The sequence below is a fragment of the Serratia sp. Sp408 genome (assembly GCF_057180665.1).
Genome location: NZ_JBXUFT010000013.1, coordinates 14,562 through 34,380, shown reverse-complemented (window position 1 = coordinate 34,380; position 19,819 = coordinate 14,562). Strand labels below are relative to the sequence as shown.

13 protein-coding genes and 4 tRNA genes are annotated in these 19,819 nt (G+C 52.5%); 16 read left to right on the top strand and 1 reads right to left on the bottom strand.

Annotated elements, in window-relative coordinates:
• Positions 1 to 456: 456 nt before the first annotated feature.
• Positions 457 to 1,494, top strand: coding sequence for a UDP-N-acetylmuramate dehydrogenase (gene murB, locus AC2AXP_RS22350; protein WP_484381972.1), 1,038 nt, complete (start codon positions 457 to 459; stop codon positions 1,492 to 1,494).
• Positions 1,491 to 2,453 (top strand): bifunctional biotin--[acetyl-CoA-carboxylase] ligase/biotin operon repressor BirA, encoded by a 963-nt coding sequence (gene birA / locus AC2AXP_RS22345; protein WP_004957718.1) that lies wholly within the window; start codon positions 1,491 to 1,493, stop codon positions 2,451 to 2,453. The genes murB and birA overlap by 4 nt, the downstream gene beginning before the upstream one ends.
• Positions 2,454 to 2,496: 43 nt before the next feature.
• On the opposite strand, the gene coaA is transcribed toward birA, so the two are convergent.
• The gene (gene coaA, locus AC2AXP_RS22340) at positions 2,497 to 3,447 is read right to left on the bottom strand and encodes a type I pantothenate kinase (RefSeq protein ID WP_004957720.1); all 951 of its coding nucleotides are present in this window, start codon (positions 3,445 to 3,447) and stop codon (positions 2,497 to 2,499) included.
• Between the two features lie 620 nt (positions 3,448 to 4,067).
• Here coaA and AC2AXP_RS22335 point away from each other — a divergent pair.
• The 14 genes from AC2AXP_RS22335 to shiA all read left to right on the top strand — a co-directional run bounded on the left by AC2AXP_RS22335 (position 4,068) and on the right by shiA (position 19,783).
• Positions 4,068 to 4,143, top strand: a tRNA-Thr gene (locus AC2AXP_RS22335).
• A gap of 23 nt (positions 4,144 to 4,166) precedes the next feature.
• Positions 4,167 to 4,251, top strand: a tRNA-Tyr gene (locus tag AC2AXP_RS22330).
• A 170-nt stretch (positions 4,252 to 4,421) separates the two neighbouring features.
• Positions 4,422 to 4,496: transfer RNA gene (locus AC2AXP_RS22325), tRNA-Gly, on the top strand.
• A gap of 6 nt (positions 4,497 to 4,502) precedes the next feature.
• Positions 4,503 to 4,578, top strand: a tRNA-Thr gene (locus AC2AXP_RS22320).
• A 109-nt stretch (positions 4,579 to 4,687) separates the two neighbouring features.
• Positions 4,688 to 5,872, top strand: coding sequence for an elongation factor Tu (gene tuf / locus AC2AXP_RS22315; RefSeq protein WP_484381971.1), 1,185 nt, complete (start codon positions 4,688 to 4,690; stop codon positions 5,870 to 5,872).
• A gap of 255 nt (positions 5,873 to 6,127) precedes the next feature.
• Entirely contained in the window at positions 6,128 to 6,511 is a 384-nt protein-coding gene (gene secE, locus AC2AXP_RS22310; RefSeq protein WP_004957730.1) for a preprotein translocase subunit SecE, read from the top strand.
• Position 6,512: 1 nt separating this feature from the next.
• Entirely contained in the window at positions 6,513 to 7,058 is a 546-nt protein-coding gene (gene nusG / locus AC2AXP_RS22305) for a transcription termination/antitermination protein NusG (RefSeq protein WP_004929914.1), read from the top strand.
• A gap of 162 nt (positions 7,059 to 7,220) precedes the next feature.
• Positions 7,221 to 7,649 (top strand): 50S ribosomal protein L11, encoded by a 429-nt coding sequence (rplK, locus tag AC2AXP_RS22300; protein WP_015376316.1) that lies wholly within the window; start codon positions 7,221 to 7,223, stop codon positions 7,647 to 7,649.
• Positions 7,650 to 7,652: 3 nt separating this feature from the next.
• Positions 7,653 to 8,357 (top strand): 50S ribosomal protein L1, encoded by a 705-nt coding sequence (gene rplA / locus AC2AXP_RS22295; RefSeq protein ID WP_004957738.1) that lies wholly within the window; start codon positions 7,653 to 7,655, stop codon positions 8,355 to 8,357.
• Between the two features lie 332 nt (positions 8,358 to 8,689).
• On the top strand, positions 8,690 to 9,187 hold the full coding sequence (gene rplJ, locus AC2AXP_RS22290; RefSeq protein WP_004957741.1) for a 50S ribosomal protein L10: 498 nt from the start codon (positions 8,690 to 8,692) through the stop codon (positions 9,185 to 9,187).
• Between the two features lie 63 nt (positions 9,188 to 9,250).
• Positions 9,251 to 9,616: a 50S ribosomal protein L7/L12 gene (gene rplL, locus AC2AXP_RS22285; RefSeq protein ID WP_004957744.1), complete on the top strand. Its 366-nt coding sequence runs from the start codon at positions 9,251 to 9,253 to the stop codon at positions 9,614 to 9,616.
• Between the two features lie 327 nt (positions 9,617 to 9,943).
• On the top strand, positions 9,944 to 13,972 hold the full coding sequence (rpoB, locus tag AC2AXP_RS22280) for a DNA-directed RNA polymerase subunit beta (RefSeq protein WP_039992519.1): 4,029 nt from the start codon (positions 9,944 to 9,946) through the stop codon (positions 13,970 to 13,972).
• A gap of 118 nt (positions 13,973 to 14,090) precedes the next feature.
• On the top strand, positions 14,091 to 18,317 hold the full coding sequence (gene rpoC, locus AC2AXP_RS22275) for a DNA-directed RNA polymerase subunit beta' (protein WP_004957749.1): 4,227 nt from the start codon (positions 14,091 to 14,093) through the stop codon (positions 18,315 to 18,317).
• A gap of 110 nt (positions 18,318 to 18,427) precedes the next feature.
• Positions 18,428 to 19,783 carry a shikimate transporter gene (gene shiA, locus AC2AXP_RS22270; RefSeq protein WP_484381970.1) on the top strand — a complete coding sequence of 452 codons (1,356 nt, stop codon included), beginning with the start codon at positions 18,428 to 18,430 and terminating at the stop codon, positions 19,781 to 19,783.
• Positions 19,784 to 19,819: the final 36 nt, after the last annotated feature.

The window sequence follows — 19,819 nt, the reverse complement described above, 5'->3', positions numbered from 1 at the left end:
GAAGTGAAACGCCGTAGCGCCGATGGTAGTGTGGGGTCTCCCCATGCGAGAGTAGGACACTGCCAGGCATCAAATAAAGCAACAAGCCCTACGTGAAAACGTAGGGCTTTTTGTTTTGTCTGTTATCCAGTCAGAGTATTCATGTCTTCATACACGTTTTAAATAAACGCGAATGACCATAGGTAGCGCTTTATCGATATAGCCCTATTCCGACTTATCCTGCCTCGTTAAATAAGCGGCTAAGTTCATTTATATCGCTGTCTACTTGATGGTTTTTATATCAAGTATTTATATATCTTATTGATTGATATGAGATTATTCCTGTATCGTGGCGCTATTAAGTGATATTTGTCTGGTTTACGCCGTCAAAGGGGTGACAATGACAACAAACAATAGCCACGCGCGTTTAATCGAGTAGACTAAGCGATAATATGTTCTGCAAGAGTATTTACTATCATGTCTACTGAAAGCGCTTCTTTAAAAAATCACAATACGTTTGCGCTCCCGATCAATGCTGCGCAACTGGTCATAGCAGAAAAAATCGAACTGATGATAAAGGTCTGGCAAAAGTCGCAAAAACGACAAGAGCCATTGCTGATACTCGGTGAGGGAAGTAACGTCCTGTTTCTTGAAGATTTCGCCGGCACGGTCATGATCAATCAATTGCATGGCATTAAGGTTCGCGAAGAGCAGGATGCCTGGCACTTGCACGTCAGCGCCGGTGAAAATTGGCATAAGTTGGTCAGCCACACGTTGGAACAGGGGATGCACGGCCTGGAAAACCTGGCGCTGATACCGGGCTGCGTCGGCTCGGCACCTATACAGAATATTGGCGCTTATGGCGTTGAACTGAAAAATGTCTGTGAATATGTTGATTTGCTGAGCTTCAAAACGGGTGAAATAGATCGCATGACCCCAGAGCGTTGCGAATTTGGCTATCGGGAAAGCATCTTCAAGCATCAATATAGAACCGGGCATATCATCGTTGCCGTGGGCCTAAAGCTCAACAAGGCGTGGCAACCTTCGCTGGGCTATGGCGAACTGACCAAACTGGATCCTGCGTGCGTAACGCCACGACAGGTCTTTGATGCCGTCTGTGAGATGCGCCGTAGCAAATTGCCTGATCCAAGGATCACCGGCAATGCCGGGAGTTTTTTTAAAAACCCGGTTGTTAGCGCAGAGGCGGCGGCCAGTCTGCTGGCGAGCTATCCAACCATGCCACATTTCCCGCAGTGTGATGGGCAGGTAAAATTGGCCGCGGGCTGGCTGATCGATCAATGCCAGCTTAAAGGTTACCGTATCGGCGGAGCCGCCGTACACAGTAAACAGGCTCTGGTACTGATAAACCAGGGCGAAGCACTCCCGCAGGATGTCGTCGCTTTGGCACGGCACGTGCGTAATACGGTCGCCGACAGGTTCGATGTCTGGCTCGAACCTGAGGTGCGTTTCATTAGCGCTACAGGCGAGGTAAATGCCGTGGAGGTGCTTTCATGAAAGATACCAAAATCCCGTTAAAGCTTATTTCATCATTGTCAGATGGGGAATTTCATTCTGGCGAGCAGTTAGGTGAAGAGCTGGGCATGAGCCGGGCAGCGATTAATAAACATATCCAGACGATTCGTGAATGGGGTTTGGACGTCTTTACGGTGCCGGGCAAGGGGTATAGTTTACCTGCGCCTATCCAGCTGCTTGATGCGCAACGTATTTTGCAACAGCTGGCTGATAAGCGTGTAACCGTACTGCCGGTCGTTGATTCAACCAACCAGTACTTGCTTGACCGTATCGCCGAACTGGCATCAGGCGATGCCTGTGTCGCTGAATATCAGCAGGCGGGGCGGGGACGACGTGGACGGCATTGGGTATCTCCGTTCGGTGCCAACCTCTACCTTTCGATGTTCTGGCGCTTGGAGCAAGGCCCTGCGGCGGCAATTGGCCTGAGTCTGGTTATCGGTATCGTCATGACCGAGGTGCTGCAGCGTCTCGGCGCCGAAAAGGTTCGAGTGAAGTGGCCAAACGATTTATATCTGAACGATCGAAAGTTGGCTGGGATCCTGGTAGAACTGACCGGTAAAACTGGGGATGCAGCGCAATTGGTGATTGGCGCTGGTATTAACCTGGCGATGCGCGAAACCAATGCAGACGCTATCAATCAAGGTTGGATTAACCTGCAGGAAGCCGGTATTACTATCGATCGTAACGAACTGGCCGCAATGTTGCTTAATGAAATGCGCAGGGCGTTACGGCAGTTTGAACAAGAAGGATTGGCGCCATTTATTTCGCGCTGGCGCAATTTGGATAATTTTATCGACCGGCCGGTAAAGTTGTTGATTGGTGAACAGCAGATATTTGGTATTGCCCGTGGTATCGATCAGCAGGGCGCTTTGTTACTCGAACAAGACGGTGAGTTAAAACCGTTTATTGGTGGAGAAATATCACTGCGAAGCGCTGAATAAACATAATTTATCAGGGGACATTCAGTCCCCTGATATGTCTGGTTTATTTTCTTAGGCGTACACTTTCAACCGCATGATTGGCGCTTTTGGTCATGATCAGGCTCGCACGTTCGCGGGTTGGTAGTATATTTTGCTGTAAATTCAGTCCGTTAATCTCGTTCCATAACTGCGTGGCAATATTTACCGCCTCGCTTTCAGACAGCTTGGCATAGTTATGAAAATACGAGTCCGGATTGGAAAATGCGCCCTGACGGAACTTAAGGAACCGGTTGATATACCAGGTTTGCAGTAAATCTTCAGGCGCATCGACATATATGGAGAAATCAACAAAGTCTGAAACAAATACATGATGCGGATCGTGTGGGTAATCCATACCGCTCTGCAAGACATTCAGGCCTTCCAGAATCAATATATCGGGCTGTTCTATTACCTTATTACCTTCAGGCACAACATCATATATCAGGTGCGAATAGACCGGCGCAGTGACGCGCTTGGCGCCAGACTTCACTTCTGAAACAAATTTTACCAGGCTATGCATATCATAAGATTGCGGAAAGCCTTTTTTCTTCATTAGGCCACGTTCATTCAGCACCTTGTTGGGATGCAGAAAGCCATCGGTGGTGATCAGTTCTACGCTGCGATGTTCCGGCCAGCGGCTAAGCAGGGCTTGCAGCAGGCGCGCGGTGGTACTTTTGCCTACGGCTACGCTGCCGGCAATACCTATCACATACGGTATTCTCTGGCCGTCAGTGCCAAGAAACTGTTCCAGTACAGCCTGACGACGCAGGTTCGAACTGATATAGAAGTTCAGCAGTCGCGAAAGCGGCAGATAGATTTGTGCCACTTCCTCCAAAGAGAGATCTTCGTTAATCCCTTTTAGTTTAACAATCTCTTCTTCCGACAACGTCAGCGGCACCGAATCTCGCAACGCAGCCCATTGGGTACGATCGAACTGTAGATAAGGCGTCGCTAAAGATTGATCTCTTTTTATCATAAGCCAAATTCTGCCTGTTAACGCAGGTTGGGAACGGCGCCGGACGCCAACTCCAGATAATAAACAAGCTGCATATTATAGATAGCTGGCTTTCAGGCGTAGACTTTTTTCGAAAATGTTGTCGATCGACAGCAGATTATGTCAATTGTGCGAACAGGCACGCACTTGATAATGAGAGGGCTGCAAACGCCATTCATGGGCGTATCGTCTGCTGCTACCGCAACGTGAACGACCTATCCACTGTCTGGTTAATTGCACCAGGTTGCCTGCGTGTCGGGGGACGTGGCGGTCATTTACCGACAACCGGGTGTCACGAGGGGGATATTGCTGGCCATCACTGGCTAACAACGTGGATACGTGTTTTCTGAGTCGTGGGACCAGACACAGTGGATGCATCAATGAAAGCTATCACTATGGGTCGGCAAAAGGTTTGATTAACCCGGTTCTAAAACCCATGCAGCAGTCGAAACGAAGCGAATGGTTGATGTTTATTTGCACATCTGTCAGGCAGAATTGCCGTACATTTTGCAAATCTGGGTAATTTATGAGCGAAAGTGCACGTAACGCAATTTTTTTGTTGCATAGGCCGCCCGCTCTACCTAGAATGCGCTGCACTTGATGCCGGCTTAGCTCAGTTGGTAGAGCAACTGACTTGTAATCAGTAGGTCACCAGTTCGATTCCGGTAGCCGGCACCATCAAGTACAAAAAGATAAAATCTGGTGGGGTTCCCGAGCGGCCAAAGGGAGCAGACTGTAAATCTGCCGTCACAGACTTCGAAGGTTCGAATCCTTCCCCCACCACCAATCTTGTCTTCGGCAGAAAATTGCGGAAGATGAAGGCGAAAGCCTTCGACGGTTCGGGTTGTACAGCGCATCTGATGCTGTATAACGCGAAGGGTGAGGAATCAAGCGATCAACAATCCTGTTTCCATCCCAAAATTCTACAGAAAAATCAGGTAGCCGAGTTCCAGGATGCGGGCATCGTATAATGGCTATTACCTCAGCCTTCCAAGCTGATGATGTGGGTTCGATTCCCACTGCCCGCTCCAAGATGTGCTGATATAGCTCAGTTGGTAGAGCGCACCCTTGGTAAGGGTGAGGTCGGCAGTTCGAATCTGCCTATCAGCACCACTTCTTATTTTCTCGCCCCCTGATTTTCATTCTGTTATAGATTCAGCAAGCATATGCTTGGTTGATGTGGTGATACCACCGATTTATCCGTGTCTTAGAGGGACAATCGATGTCTAAAGAAAAATTTGAACGTTCAAAACCGCACGTTAACGTCGGTACTATCGGCCACGTTGACCACGGTAAAACTACCCTGACAGCCGCAATCACTACCGTTCTGGCTAAAACCTTCGGTGGTTCTGCACGTGCTTTCGATCAGATCGATAACGCGCCAGAAGAAAAAGCTCGTGGTATCACCATCAACACCTCTCACGTTGAGTATGACACCCCGTCTCGCCACTACGCGCACGTTGACTGCCCAGGGCACGCCGACTACGTGAAAAACATGATCACCGGTGCTGCGCAGATGGACGGCGCAATCCTGGTTGTTGCAGCGACTGACGGCCCTATGCCTCAGACCCGTGAGCACATCCTGCTGGGTCGCCAGGTTGGCGTTCCTTTCATCATCGTGTTCATGAACAAATGTGACATGGTTGATGACGAAGAGCTGCTGGAACTGGTAGAAATGGAAGTTCGCGAGCTGCTGTCTGCTTACGATTTCCCTGGCGACGACCTGCCAGTAATCCGCGGTTCTGCGCTGAAAGCGCTGGAAGGCGAAGCAGAGTGGGAAGCTAAGATTGTAGAACTGGCTGAAGCGCTGGATTCTTACATCCCAGAACCAGAGCGTGCTATCGACAAGCCGTTCCTGCTGCCAATCGAAGACGTATTCTCCATCTCCGGTCGTGGTACCGTTGTTACCGGTCGTGTTGAGCGCGGTATCATCAAAGTTGGCGAAGAAGTTGAAATTGTTGGTATCAAAGACACCGTTAAGTCTACCTGTACCGGTGTAGAAATGTTCCGCAAACTGCTGGACGAAGGCCGTGCTGGTGAGAACGTTGGTGTTCTGCTGCGTGGTATCAAGCGTGAAGACATCGAACGTGGTCAGGTTCTGGCTAAACCAGGTTCTATCAAGCCGCACACCAAATTCGACTCAGAAGTGTACATCCTGAGCAAAGAAGAAGGTGGTCGTCACACGCCATTCTTCAAAGGCTACCGTCCACAGTTCTACTTCCGTACTACTGACGTGACCGGTACCATCGAACTGCCAGAAGGCGTAGAGATGGTAATGCCAGGCGATAACGTGAACATGGTTGTTACCCTGATTCACCCAATCGCAATGGACGACGGTCTGCGTTTCGCAATCCGTGAAGGCGGCCGTACCGTAGGCGCGGGTGTTGTTGCTAAAGTTATCGCTTAATCGCTGATAACATTTGACGCGACACGCGGTAAAAGGGCATCATTTGATGCCCTTTTTCTACGCTGTGAACTAGAACCTATCTCATCAGCGATTTTGCAGTCATAATCATTGGTGAGATGGGCTCTTAAACCGTATTGACTGAAATACGTCATAGCGTAAACACCGAGTGCTGTTTAGCAGCATCTGATCGGTTTGGTTTGCCTCGCTTTGCGAGGCAAAGTTGTTTGTTCTGAATCATAAGTGACAGGTTGGTTTATGAGTGCGAATACCGAGGCTCAAGGGAGCGGGCGCGGCCTGGAAGCGGTTAAGTGGCTGATTGTCGCCGTTCTGTTGGTTGTGGCTATTGTCGGTAATTATTACTACCGTGATTTCAGCCTGCCATTGCGCGCGCTGGCTGTTGTAGTGGTTATTGCTGTTGCGGGCGCCATTGCCCTGATGACCACCAAAGGCAAAGCTACCGTAGCGTTTGCGCGTGAAGCGCGTACCGAAGTCCGTAAAGTGATTTGGCCAACCCGCCAGGAAACGCTACATACCACGTTGATCGTCGCCGCGGTAACTGCCGTGATGTCACTGATTCTGTGGGGGCTGGATGGCATTCTGGTCCGTTTGGTATCGTTTATTACTGGCCTGAGGTTCTAAAATGTCTGAAGCTCCAAAAAAACGTTGGTACGTCGTTCAGGCGTTTTCCGGTTTTGAAGGTCGCGTTGCACAATCGCTGCGCGAGCACATCAAACTGCATGATATGGAAGAGCTGTTCGGCGAAGTTATGGTGCCTACGGAAGAAGTGGTTGAAATCCGTGGCGGTCAGCGTCGCAAGAGCGAGCGCAAGTTCTTCCCCGGCTATGTGCTGGTGCAGATGGTGATGAACGATGCCAGCTGGCACCTGGTGCGCAGCGTGCCACGCGTGATGGGCTTCATCGGCGGCACTTCCGATCGCCCGGCGCCTATCAGCGACAAAGAAGTCGACGCCATCATGAATCGTCTGCAGCAGGTGGGTGACAAGCCACGGCCGAAAACGCTGTTCGAACCAGGCGAACTGGTGCGTGTCAACGACGGTCCATTCGCCGACTTCAATGGCGTGGTTGAAGAAGTTGACTACGAGAAGAGCCGCCTGAAAGTTTCGGTTTCCATTTTCGGCCGTGCTACGCCGGTGGAACTGGACTTCAGCCAGGTTGAAAAAGGCTGATTGAATAATCAGCAATACAGGCCGAATTGATGCTTGTAAGAGGCGTGAAATTGAACTACAATTTCGCGCCTTTTGTTTTTAGATGCCTTGCTCAGCATGATGAGCGGGGTGAAACACGGGGAGCCTCTTGCGAGGCGATACTACCCAAACGAGGAAATTTACATGGCCAAGAAAGTACAAGCCTACGTTAAGCTGCAAGTTGCAGCTGGTATGGCTAACCCGAGCCCGCCAGTCGGTCCAGCTCTGGGTCAGCAAGGTGTTAACATCATGGAATTCTGTAAGGCGTTCAATGCTAAGACTGACAGCGTTGAAAAAGGCCTGCCGATCCCGGTTGTTATTACCGTTTATTCTGATCGCTCCTTCACTTTCGTTACCAAAACCCCGCCAGCAGCAGTACTGCTGAAGAAAGCGGCTGGTATCAAGTCTGGTTCCGGCAAGCCGAACAAAGACAAAGTTGGTAAAGTGACTCGTGCGCAGGTACGTGAAATCGCAGAAACCAAAGCTGCGGACATGACTGGTTCTGACGTTGAAGCGATGACTCGCTCCATCGAAGGTACTGCTCGTTCCATGGGCCTGGTAGTGGAGGATTAAGAGATGGCTAAGCTGACCAAGCGCATGCGCGTGATCCGTGACAAAGTTGATGCTACTAAACAGTATGACATCACCGAAGCTGTTGCTCTGCTGAAAGAGCTGGCCACCGCTAAATTCGTAGAAAGCGTTGACGTTGCCGTGAACCTCGGCATCGACGCGCGTAAATCTGACCAAAACGTTCGTGGCGCTACCGTTCTGCCACACGGTACCGGTCGTTCAGTTCGCGTTGCCGTATTTGCCCAGGGCCCTAACGCTGAAGCTGCTAAAGCAGCTGGCGCAGAGCTGGTAGGTATGGAAGATCTGGCAGACCAGATCAAGAAAGGCGAAATGAACTTCGACGTGGTTATTGCTTCTCCGGATGCAATGCGCGTTGTTGGCCAACTGGGCCAGGTTCTGGGCCCACGTGGTCTGATGCCAAACCCGAAAGTGGGTACCGTTACTCCGAACGTTGCTGAAGCAGTGAAAAACGCTAAAGCAGGCCAGGTTCGTTACCGTAACGACAAAAACGGCATCATCCATACCACTATCGGTAAGGTTGATTTCGAGTCAGACAAACTGAAAGAAAACCTGGAAGCTCTGCTGGTTGCGCTGAAAAAAGCAAAACCATCTCAGGCTAAAGGTATGTACATCAAGAAAGTTAGCCTCTCCACCACCATGGGTGCTGGCGTTGCTATCGATCAAAGCGGTTTGTCTGCCGCAGCGAATTAATCGTTTAACGATTAATCGCTTTGACTTGGGGCAAATTTTCACCTAGAATCTTATGCCCCAAGGTTTTGCTATAGGCGAATCGCCAATAGCGGGACAACAGAATTTTCGGTTGGAGCCTGGCCTAATCCAGGCCTCCGTCCAAGACCGCAGGTGTATCGAAAGATACTTAATCTTCCTGCGTAGACGGTGACAGAGCCTAAAGAAATTTTTTAATGAATGTCTTTGCTGGATTCTGCTCACCGTGTTAAGCCGCTCGGCATGGCGCTTTTGCAAGGTGCCGAGTGAAGTGAGTTCCGGGGTATTCCCCCGGCTAATCCAGGAGCAAAAAGCTAATGGCATTAAATCTTCAAGACAAACAAGCGATTGTTGCTGAAGTCAACGAAGTAGCCAAAGGCGCGCTGTCTGCGGTTGTTGCGGATTCCCGCGGCGTTACCGTAGATAAAATGACTGAACTGCGTAAAGCAGGTCGTGAAGCTGGCGTTTACATGCGTGTTGTTCGTAACACCCTGATGCGTCGCGTAGTTGAAGGCACTCCATTCGAATGCCTGAAAGACACGTTTGTCGGTCCTACCTTGATTGCATTCTCTAACGAACACCCGGGCGCTGCTGCTCGTCTGTTCAAAGAGTTCGCGAAAGCGAATGCAAAGTTCGAGGTTAAAGCTGCGGCCTTTGAAGGTGAGCTGATCCCTGCGGCACAAATCGACCGCTTGGCAACTCTGCCTACTTACGATGAAGCAATCGCACGCCTGATGGCAACCATGAAAGAAGCCGCTGCCGGCAAATTGGTTCGTACTCTGGCTGCTGTGCGCGATCAGAAAGAAGCTGCATAAGCCGCTCTTTCTTAGCCTTTGCTAACGTATTTACACTATTTCTGAATTTTAGGAACAATTGTTATGTCTATCACTAAAGACCAAATCCTGGAAGCAGTAGCAGCTATGTCCGTAATGGACGTTGTTGAGCTGGTTTCCGCTATGGAAGAAAAATTCGGCGTTTCTGCTGCTGCCGCTGTAGCTGTTGCTGCAGGTCCAGCTGAAGCTGCTGAAGAAAAAACTGAGTTCGACGTTGTACTGTCTGCTGTTGGTGGCAACAAAGTTGCTGTTATCAAAGCAGTACGTGGCGCAACCGGTCTGGGCCTGAAAGAAGCTAAAGACCTGGTAGAATCTGCTCCAGCAGTACTGAAAGAAGGCATCAGCAAAGACGACGCTGAAGCTCTGAAAAAATCTCTGGAAGAAGCTGGTGCTTCTGTTGAAGTTAAATAAGTTTAACTTCTCAGAGTACAGTCTGGCTTAACAGACTGATGGCTGGTGACTTTTTGGTCACCAGCCTTTTTGCGCTGTAGGGCGTCAGTAGAGTTTCACACTGTTTGGCTACTGGCTAACCCCAATATTTTTTTCTATCGACGACTTAATATACTGTCCTTCCTGCCGCAGCCGAATCTGCCGCACAGCACAATGAAATGATTTAAGAGTGATAGAAACAGGTATTGCGGAAAGTGTTCCCGCTTTCCGGTCGACAAAATGGTGTTGCATGAACTGTCCTATTCGGACGGACAGAGTGGGTCACTGATCAGCGAGCTGAGGAACCCTATGGTTTACTCCTATACCGAGAAAAAACGCATTCGTAAGGATTTTGGTAAACGTCCACAAGTTCTGGACATACCATATCTCCTTTCTATCCAGCTTGACTCGTTCCAGAAGTTTATCGAGCAAGACCCAGAAGGGCAGTACGGCCTTGAAGCCGCATTCCGTTCTGTATTCCCAATCCAGAGCTACAGTGGCAATTCGGAGCTGCAATACGTTAGCTACCGTCTTGGTGAGCCGGTGTTCGACGTCAAAGAGTGCCAGATTCGTGGTGTGACGTTCTCTGCACCGCTGCGCGTCAAACTGCGCCTGGTAATCTACGAGCGAGAAGCACCGGAAGGTACGGTTAAAGACATCAAGGAACAAGAAGTCTATATGGGCGAAATTCCGCTCATGACCGACAACGGTACCTTTGTGATCAACGGTACTGAGAGGGTTATCGTATCTCAGCTGCACCGCAGCCCTGGCGTGTTCTTCGACAGCGATAAGGGTAAAACCCACTCATCGGGCAAGGTGCTGTATAACGCACGTATTATCCCTTACCGTGGTTCCTGGCTGGATTTCGAGTTTGACCCGAAAGACAACCTGTTCGTGCGTATTGACCGTCGCCGCAAACTGCCTGCGACCATCATTCTGCGCGCGCTGAACTACACCACCGAGCAGATCCTGGATCTGTTCTTTGAAAAGATTACGTTCGAGATTCGTGATAACAAGCTGCAGATGGAGCTGGTTCCAGAGCGTCTGCGTGGTGAGACCGCTTCGTTTGATATCGAAGCCAACGGCAAGATCTACGTAGAGAAAGGCCGTCGCATCACCGCTCGTCATATCCGTCAGCTTGAAAAAGACGAAATCCAGAGCATTGAAGTACCGGTTGAGTACATCGCGGGCAAGGTTGTCGCGAAGGACTACATCGATACCAATACCGGCGAACTGATCTGTAGCGCCAACATGGAGCTGTCGCTGGATCTGTTGGCCAAACTGAGCCAGTCAGGCCACAAGCGTATTGAAACGCTGTTCACCAACGATCTGGACCACGGTGCGTACATTTCTGAAACCGTACGCGTCGACCCGACTAACGATCGTCTGAGCGCGCTGGTAGAAATCTACCGCATGATGCGTCCTGGTGAGCCGCCAACGCGCGAAGCCGCTGAAAGCCTGTTCGAGAACCTGTTCTTCTCGGAAGACCGCTACGATCTGTCTGCGGTTGGCCGTATGAAGTTCAACCGTTCCCTGCTGCGCGACGAGATCGAAGGTTCGGGTATCCTGAGCAAAGACGACATCATTGAAGTGATGAAGAAGCTCATCGATATCCGTAACGGCAAAGGCGAAGTGGATGATATCGACCACCTCGGCAACCGTCGTATCCGTTCCGTTGGCGAAATGGCAGAGAACCAGTTCCGCGTAGGTCTGGTTCGTGTTGAGCGTGCGGTTAAAGAGCGTCTGTCACTGGGCGATCTGGATACCCTGATGCCTCAGGACATGATCAACGCCAAGCCGATTTCGGCGGCGGTGAAAGAGTTCTTCGGCTCCAGCCAGCTGTCTCAGTTTATGGACCAGAACAACCCGTTGTCAGAGATCACGCACAAGCGTCGTATCTCCGCATTGGGCCCAGGCGGTCTGACCCGTGAACGTGCCGGCTTCGAAGTGCGAGACGTACACCCGACTCACTACGGTCGCGTATGTCCAATCGAAACGCCGGAAGGTCCGAACATCGGTCTGATCAACTCCTTGTCCGTGTACGCACAGACCAACGAGTATGGCTTCCTGGAAACCCCGTACCGCCGCGTGCGTGACGGCGTGGTTACCGATGAAATCAACTACCTGTCTGCCATTGAAGAAGGCAACTTCGTTATCGCCCAGGCGAACTCCAACCTGGATGAAGAAGGCCGCTTCGTGGAAGACCTGGTCACCTGTCGTAGCAAGGGCGAATCAAGCCTGTTCAGCCGCGACCAGGTTGACTATATGGACGTATCGACCCAGCAGGTTGTCTCCGTTGGTGCTTCACTGATTCCGTTCCTGGAACACGATGACGCCAACCGTGCATTGATGGGTGCGAACATGCAACGTCAGGCGGTTCCTACCCTGCGTGCTGACAAGCCGCTGGTTGGTACCGGTATGGAACGTGCCGTCGCCGTTGACTCCGGCGTTACCGCCGTAGCCAAGCGTGGCGGTGTGATCCAGTACGTGGATGCTTCCCGTATCGTTATCAAGGTTAACGAAGACGAGATGTACCCGGGCGAAGCAGGTATCGATATTTATAACCTGACCAAGTACACCCGTTCCAACCAGAACACCTGCATCAACCAGATGCCGTGTGTCAACCTGGGTGAGCCAATCGAGCGCGGCGACGTGCTGGCAGATGGCCCGTCCACCGATCTGGGTGAACTGGCACTGGGTCAGAACATGCGCGTCGCGTTCATGCCGTGGAACGGCTACAACTTCGAAGATTCCATCTTGGTCTCCGAGCGCGTGGTACAGGAAGATCGCTTCACTACCATCCATATTCAGGAACTGGCGTGCGTGTCTCGCGATACCAAGCTGGGGCCGGAAGAGATCACTGCCGACATCCCTAACGTAGGTGAAGCAGCGCTCTCCAAACTGGATGAGTCCGGTATCGTGTATATCGGTGCTGAAGTGACCGGTGGTGACATTCTGGTTGGTAAGGTAACGCCGAAGGGTGAAACCCAGCTGACGCCAGAAGAGAAACTGCTGCGCGCGATCTTCGGTGAGAAAGCGTCTGACGTTAAAGACTCTTCTCTGCGTGTACCAAACGGCGTTTCCGGTACGGTTATCGACGTGCAGGTCTTCACCCGCGATGGCGTGGAAAAAGACAAGCGTGCGTTGGAAATCGAAGAGATGCAGCTGAAGCAGGCGAAGAAAGACCTGACTGAAGAACTGCAAATCCTGGAAGCCGGTCTGTTTGCACGTATCCATGCGGTGCTGGTTGCCGGCGGCGTTGAAGCTGAGAAGCTTGCCAAGCTGCCACGCGATCGCTGGCTGGAACTGGGCCTGACCGACGAAGACAAGCAAAACCAGCTGGAACAGCTGGCAGAGCAGTACGACGAACTGAAATCCGACTTCGAGAAGAAGCTGGAAGCCAAGCGTCGCAAGATCACTCAAGGCGACGATCTGGCACCTGGCGTGCTGAAAATCGTCAAGGTGTATCTGGCGGTCAAACGTCAGATCCAACCGGGTGACAAGATGGCAGGTCGCCACGGTAACAAGGGTGTTATCTCCAAGATCAACCCGATCGAAGATATGCCTTACGATGAAAACGGCACGCCGGTTGACATCGTACTGAACCCGCTGGGCGTACCATCACGTATGAACATCGGTCAGATCCTGGAAACCCACCTGGGTATGGCTGCCAAAGGCATCGGTGAGAAAATCAACCAGATGCTCAAGCAGCAGCAGGAAGTGGCCAAACTGCGTGAGTTCATCCAGAAAGCGTACGATCTGGGTGATGACGTTTGCCAGAAAGTTGACCTGAACACCTTCAGCGATGACGAAGTATTGCGTCTGGCCGAGAACCTGAAAAAAGGTATGCCAATCGCAACGCCAGTGTTCGATGGTGCGAAAGAAACTGAAATCAAGCAACTGCTGGAAATGGGTGGTATCCCGACTTCTGGTCAGATTACGCTGTTCGATGGCCGTACCGGTGAGCAGTTCGAGCGCCAGGTTACCGTTGGCTATATGTACATGCTGAAACTGAACCACTTGGTTGACGATAAAATGCACGCCCGTTCAACCGGCTCTTACAGCTTGGTTACTCAGCAGCCGCTGGGTGGTAAAGCGCAGTTCGGTGGTCAACGCTTCGGTGAGATGGAAGTGTGGGCGCTGGAAGCATATGGCGCGGCTTACACCCTGCAGGAAATGCTTACCGTTAAGTCGGATGACGTTAACGGGCGTACCAAGATGTACAAAAACATCGTGGATGGCGATCACCGCATGGAACCAGGCATGCCGGAGTCCTTCAACGTACTGTTGAAAGAAATCCGCTCGCTCGGTATCAACATCGAACTGGAAGACGAGTAATCGTCGTTCCGGCTCTGGCTCCCGGCCTTAGGGAGCCAGAGGGTGGTTGTTCAGGTCACACGGGTACCCACGACGGTTGTGGGTACCCAACAGGTTTAACTCCGACAGGAGCCAATCCGTGAAAGACTTATTGAAGTTTCTGAAAGCGCAAACTAAGACCGAAGAGTTTGATGCGATCAAGATTGCTCTGGCATCGCCAGACATGATCCGTTCGTGGTCGTTCGGTGAAGTTAAGAAGCCGGAAACCATTAACTACCGTACGTTCAAACCAGAACGTGACGGCCTTTTCTGCGCCCGTATCTTTGGGCCGGTAAAAGACTACGAGTGCCTGTGCGGCAAGTACAAGCGCTTGAAGCACCGTGGCGTGATCTGCGAGAAGTGCGGCGTTGAAGTGACCCAGACCAAAGTGCGTCGTGAGCGCATGGGCCACATCGAACTGGCTTCCCCGACTGCGCACATCTGGTTCCTGAAATCACTGCCATCGCGCATCGGTTTGCTGCTGGATATGCCACTGCGTGACATCGAACGCGTACTGTACTTCGAATCCTATGTGGTGATTGAAGGCGGTATGACCAACCTCGAGCGCCGTCAGATCCTGACTGAAGAGCAGTATCTGGACGCGCTGGAAGAGTTTGGTGACGAGTTCGACGCTAAAATGGGTGCCGAAGCCATCCAGGCCCTGTTGAAAAACATGGATCTGGAAGCCGAATGCGAACTGCTGCGTGAAGAGCTGAACGAAACCAACTCCGAAACCAAACGCAAGAAGCTGACCAAGCGTATCAAGCTGCTGGAAGCGTTCGTTCAGTCTGGTAACAAGCCAGAGTGGATGATCCTGACCGTGCTGCCGGTACTGCCGCCGGATCTGCGTCCACTGGTTCCGTTGGATGGTGGCCGTTTCGCGACCTCGGATCTGAACGATCTGTATCGCCGCGTCATCAACCGTAACAACCGTTTGAAACGCCTGCTGGATCTGGCTGCGCCTGACATCATCGTGCGCAACGAAAAGCGTATGCTGCAAGAAGCGGTAGACGCCCTGCTGGATAACGGCCGTCGCGGTCGTGCGATCACCGGTTCCAACAAGCGTCCTCTGAAATCTTTGGCCGACATGATCAAAGGTAAGCAGGGGCGTTTCCGTCAGAACCTGTTGGGTAAGCGCGTCGACTACTCCGGTCGTTCGGTTATCACCGTCGGTCCATACCTGCGTCTGCACCAGTGTGGCCTGCCGAAGAAAATGGCGTTGGAGCTGTTCAAACCGTTCATCTACGGCAAGTTGGAACTGCGTGGCCTGGCCACCACCATCAAAGCCGCCAAGAAAATGGTTGAGCGCGAAGAAGCCGTCGTTTGGGATATCCTGGACGAAGTCATCCGCGAACACCCGGTACTGCTGAACCGTGCACCAACGCTGCACCGTTTGGGTATCCAGGCATTCGAGCCGGTACTGATCGAAGGCAAGGCCATCCAGCTGCACCCGCTGGTTTGTGCGGCATACAACGCCGACTTCGATGGTGACCAGATGGCCGTTCACGTACCGCTGACGCTGGAAGCCCAGTTGGAAGCGCGTGCGTTGATGATGTCGACCAACAACATCCTGTCTCCAGCGAACGGCGAGCCAATCATCGTTCCTTCTCAGGACGTTGTATTGGGTCTGTACTACATGACTCGCGACTGTGTTAACGCCAAGGGCGAAGGCATGGTGCTGAGCGGCCCGAAAGAAGCCGAGCGTATTTACCGCGCTGGCCTGGCCTCTCTGCATGCGCGCGTCAAAGTGCGTATTACCGAAGAGATCAAGAACACCGAAGGCGAGTCTGTACACCAGACTTCGATCATCGACACCACCATTGGTCGAGCCATCCTGTGGATGATCGTACCAAAAGGTCTGCCGTATTCGATCGTTAACCAGCCTTTGGGTAAGAAAGCGATCTCCAAGATGCTGAACACCTGTTACCGCATCATGGGTCTGAAGCCGACCGTTATCTTTGCTGACCAGATCATGTACACCGGTTTTGCCTACGCTGCCCGTTCCGGCGCATCCGTTGGTATCGATGACATGGTTATCCCGGCGAAAAAAGCCGAGATCATCGAAGAAGCGGAAACCGAAGTTGCCGAAATCCAGGAGCAGTTCCAGTCTGGTCTGGTAACCGCGGGCGAACGCTACAACAAGGTGATCGATATCTGGGCTGCGGCTAACGAACGCGTTGCCAAGGCGATGATGGAAAACCTGTCGGTAGAAGACGTGGTTAACCGTGACGGTGAAGTGGAACAGCAGGTTTCCTTCAACAGCATCTTTATGATGGCCGACTCCGGTGCACGTGGTTCCGCCGCGCAGATTCGTCAGTTGGCCGGTATGCGTGGCCTGATGGCGAAACCGGACGGCTCGATCATTGAAACGCCAATCACCGCGAACTTCCGTGAAGGTCTGAACGTACTCCAGTACTTCATCTCCACGCACGGTGCGCGTAAAGGCTTGGCGGATACCGCACTGAAAACGGCAAACTCCGGTTATCTGACCCGTCGTCTGGTAGACGTCGCGCAGGATCTGGTTGTCACCGAAGACGACTGTGGCACTCACAACGGCATCCTGATGACTCCGGTTATCGAAGGTGGCGATGTGAAAGAGCCGCTGCGTGAACGCGTTCTGGGTCGTGTAACGGCAGAAGATGTGCTCAAGCCGGGTACGGCAGACATCCTGGTGCCGCGTAACACCCTGCTGAACGAGAAGACCTGTGACCTGTTGGAAGAGAACTCTGTCGACAGCGTTAAAGTCCGTTCCGTGGTGAGCTGTGAAACCGACTTCGGCGTGTGCGCCAACTGCTATGGTCGTGACCTGGCACGTGGCCACATCATCAACAAAGGTGAAGCCATCGGCGTTATCGCGGCACAGTCCATCGGTGAGCCGGGTACCCAGCTGACGATGCGTACGTTCCACATCGGTGGTGCGGCATCTCGTGCGGCTGCCGAATCCAGCATTCAGGTGAAAAACAAGGGTAGCATCAAGCTGAGCAATGCCAAGTTCGTGATGAACGCGGCCGGCAAGCTGGTGATCACCTCGCGTAACACCGAGCTGAAGCTGATCGACGAATTCGGTCGTACCAAGGAAAGCTACAAGGTGCCTTACGGTGCCGTGATGGGCAAAGGTGACGGTGCAGAAGTTAACGGCGGCGAAACCGTTGCTAACTGGGATCCGCACACCATGCCGGTAATCAGTGAAGTGAGCGGTTTCATTCGCTTCGCCGATATGGTTGACGGCCAGACCATTACTCGCCAGACCGACGAACTGACCGGTTTGTCTTCCCTGGTGGTACTGGATAGTGCAGAGCGTACCGGTAGCGGTAAAGACCTGCGTCCGGCGCTGAAGATTGTTGACGCCAAAGGCGACGACGTACTGATCCCAGGCACCGATATGGCTGCCCAGTACTTCCTGCCAGGCAAGGCAATTGTACAGCTGGAAGACGGCATTCAGATCGGTGCGGGTGATACCCTGGCGCGTATTCCACAGGAATCCGGCGGTACCAAGGATATTACCGGTGGTCTGCCACGCGTTGCGGATCTGTTCGAAGCACGTCGTCCGAAAGAGCCGGCAATCCTGGCTGAAATCAGCGGGATTATCTCGTTCGGTAAAGAGACCAAAGGCAAACGTCGCCTGGTGATCACGCCGCTGGATGGCAGCGATGCCTACGAAGAGATGATTCCGAAATGGCGTCAGCTCAACGTGTTCGAAGGCGAACGTGTGGAACGCGGCGACGTGGTATCCGATGGTCCAGAGTCACCGCACGACATTCTGCGTCTACGTGGTGTGCATGCGGTTACCCGCTACATCACCAACGAAGTGCAGGAAGTTTACCGTCTGCAAGGCGTTAAGATTAACGATAAACACATTGAAGTTATCGTTCGTCAGATGTTGCGTAAAGGCACCATCGTCAACGCTGGTGGCACCGAGTTCCTGGAAGGTGAACAGGCTGAAGTGTCTCGCGTCAAGATTGCCAACCGTCAGCTTGCTGCCGAAGGCAAAATCGAAGCGACCTTTACACGTGACCTGCTGGGTATCACCAAGGCTTCCTTGGCGACCGAGTCGTTCATCTCTGCCGCATCGTTCCAGGAAACGACGCGCGTTCTCACCGAAGCGGCCGTGGCCGGTAAACGTGATGAACTGCGTGGCCTGAAAGAAAACGTCATCGTTGGCCGCCTGATCCCGGCGGGTACCGGTTACGCTTATCATCAGGACCGTATGCGTCGTCGTGCTCTGGGTGAAACCCCGGTTGCACCACAGGTGAGCGCGGAAGAAGCGTCGGCCAACCTGGCTGAGCTGCTGAATGCCGGCAACCTGGGCGGTAACGACGACCAATAAGTCATCGCTATCCCTGGCTGCACATTAAGCAGTAAATGACCAAAGCCCTGGCTATCCTAGCCGGGGCTTTTTGTTGTACAGTGCTGTAAAGTTAAAATAACGGGATAGGCATGGACACCTCAACAACGGTCAGCGTCGCTGCTCCAGCGGATCGCGATATATCCACACAAAACCAGTTAATTAGCCACTCGCCGGCGCGGGCACGTCGCGCGGCCTGGGGGAGCTTCGTCGGCGCGGTGGTCGACTGGTACGATTTTTTACTGTACGGAATAGTTGCCGCTCTGGTTTTTAACACCGAATTCTTTCCTCAGATAAGCCCGACGATGGGTACGCTGGCAGCGTTTGGCACCTTCGGCGTCGGTTTCCTGTTTCGTCCATTAGGCGGCATGGTATTTGGTCATTTCGGTGACAAGCTGGGCCGCAAACGCATGTTGATGATCACCGTCTGGATGATGGGGATTTCCACGGCATTGATTGGCCTGCTGCCGTCGTTTGACGCGATCGGCTGGTGGGCGCCGGTGCTACTGGTGACGCTGCGCGCGATACAGGGTTTTGCCGTCGGCGGAGAGTGGGGCGGGGCGGCCTTGCTGGCGGTAGAAAGTGCACCGAAAAAGAAAAAGGCTTTGTATAGCAGCGGTGTGCAGATTGGTTTTGGCGTCGGGTTACTATTGGCTACCGGCTCGGTATCGCTGGTAAGCCAGTTCACTTCGGACGCGGCGTTTATCAGCTGGGGTTGGCGCTTGCCGTTTATCTTCAGCCTGGTACTGGTCGCTATCGCCTGGTGGATCCGCAACGGCATGGATGAGTCACAGGAGTTCGAGGCCAATAAAACCTTGCACGACAGGGCGGAAAAAATACGCCGTTTCCCGATTTTTGAAGCCTTGCGCCAGAATCCCAAAGCCTTCTTGCTGATTATCGCCCTGCGTTTTGGCGAATTGTTGACGATGTATATCGTGACGGCTTTTGCCATGAACTACTCCACCACTCACCTTGGCCTGTCACGCGATATCTTTCTCAATATCGGCTTGCTGGTGGGGGCGGTCAGCTGCGTATCGATCCCGTGTTTTGCTTACCTGGCCGATCGCTTTGGCCGGCGGCGGATATACGTTACCGGGGCGTTAATCGGTGTCGTCAGCGCGATACCGTTTTTCATGGCGTTAGAGAGCCGCAATATCCTGTTGATCGTTTTCTTCGCCATCATGCTCGGCAATATGGCCCATGACATGCTGGTCAGCGTGCAACAGCCGATGTTTACCGAACTGTTCGGTACCGCCTACCGTTACAGCGGCGCAGGGGTTGGCTATCAGGTCGCCAGCGTGGTCGGCGGCGGTTTTACACCGTTTATCGCCGTGTTGCTGGTGCAGTTTATGGGCGGTTCCTGGCACCTGGTGGCGGCCTATTTGGCTATGGGCTGTCTGCTTTCGGCCATTGTCGGGATGAGAATGAAGCCGCAGGTAGCAGAGTAACGGTTCTCGTTCCGCGAGCGATGTGCGCCTGCTGAT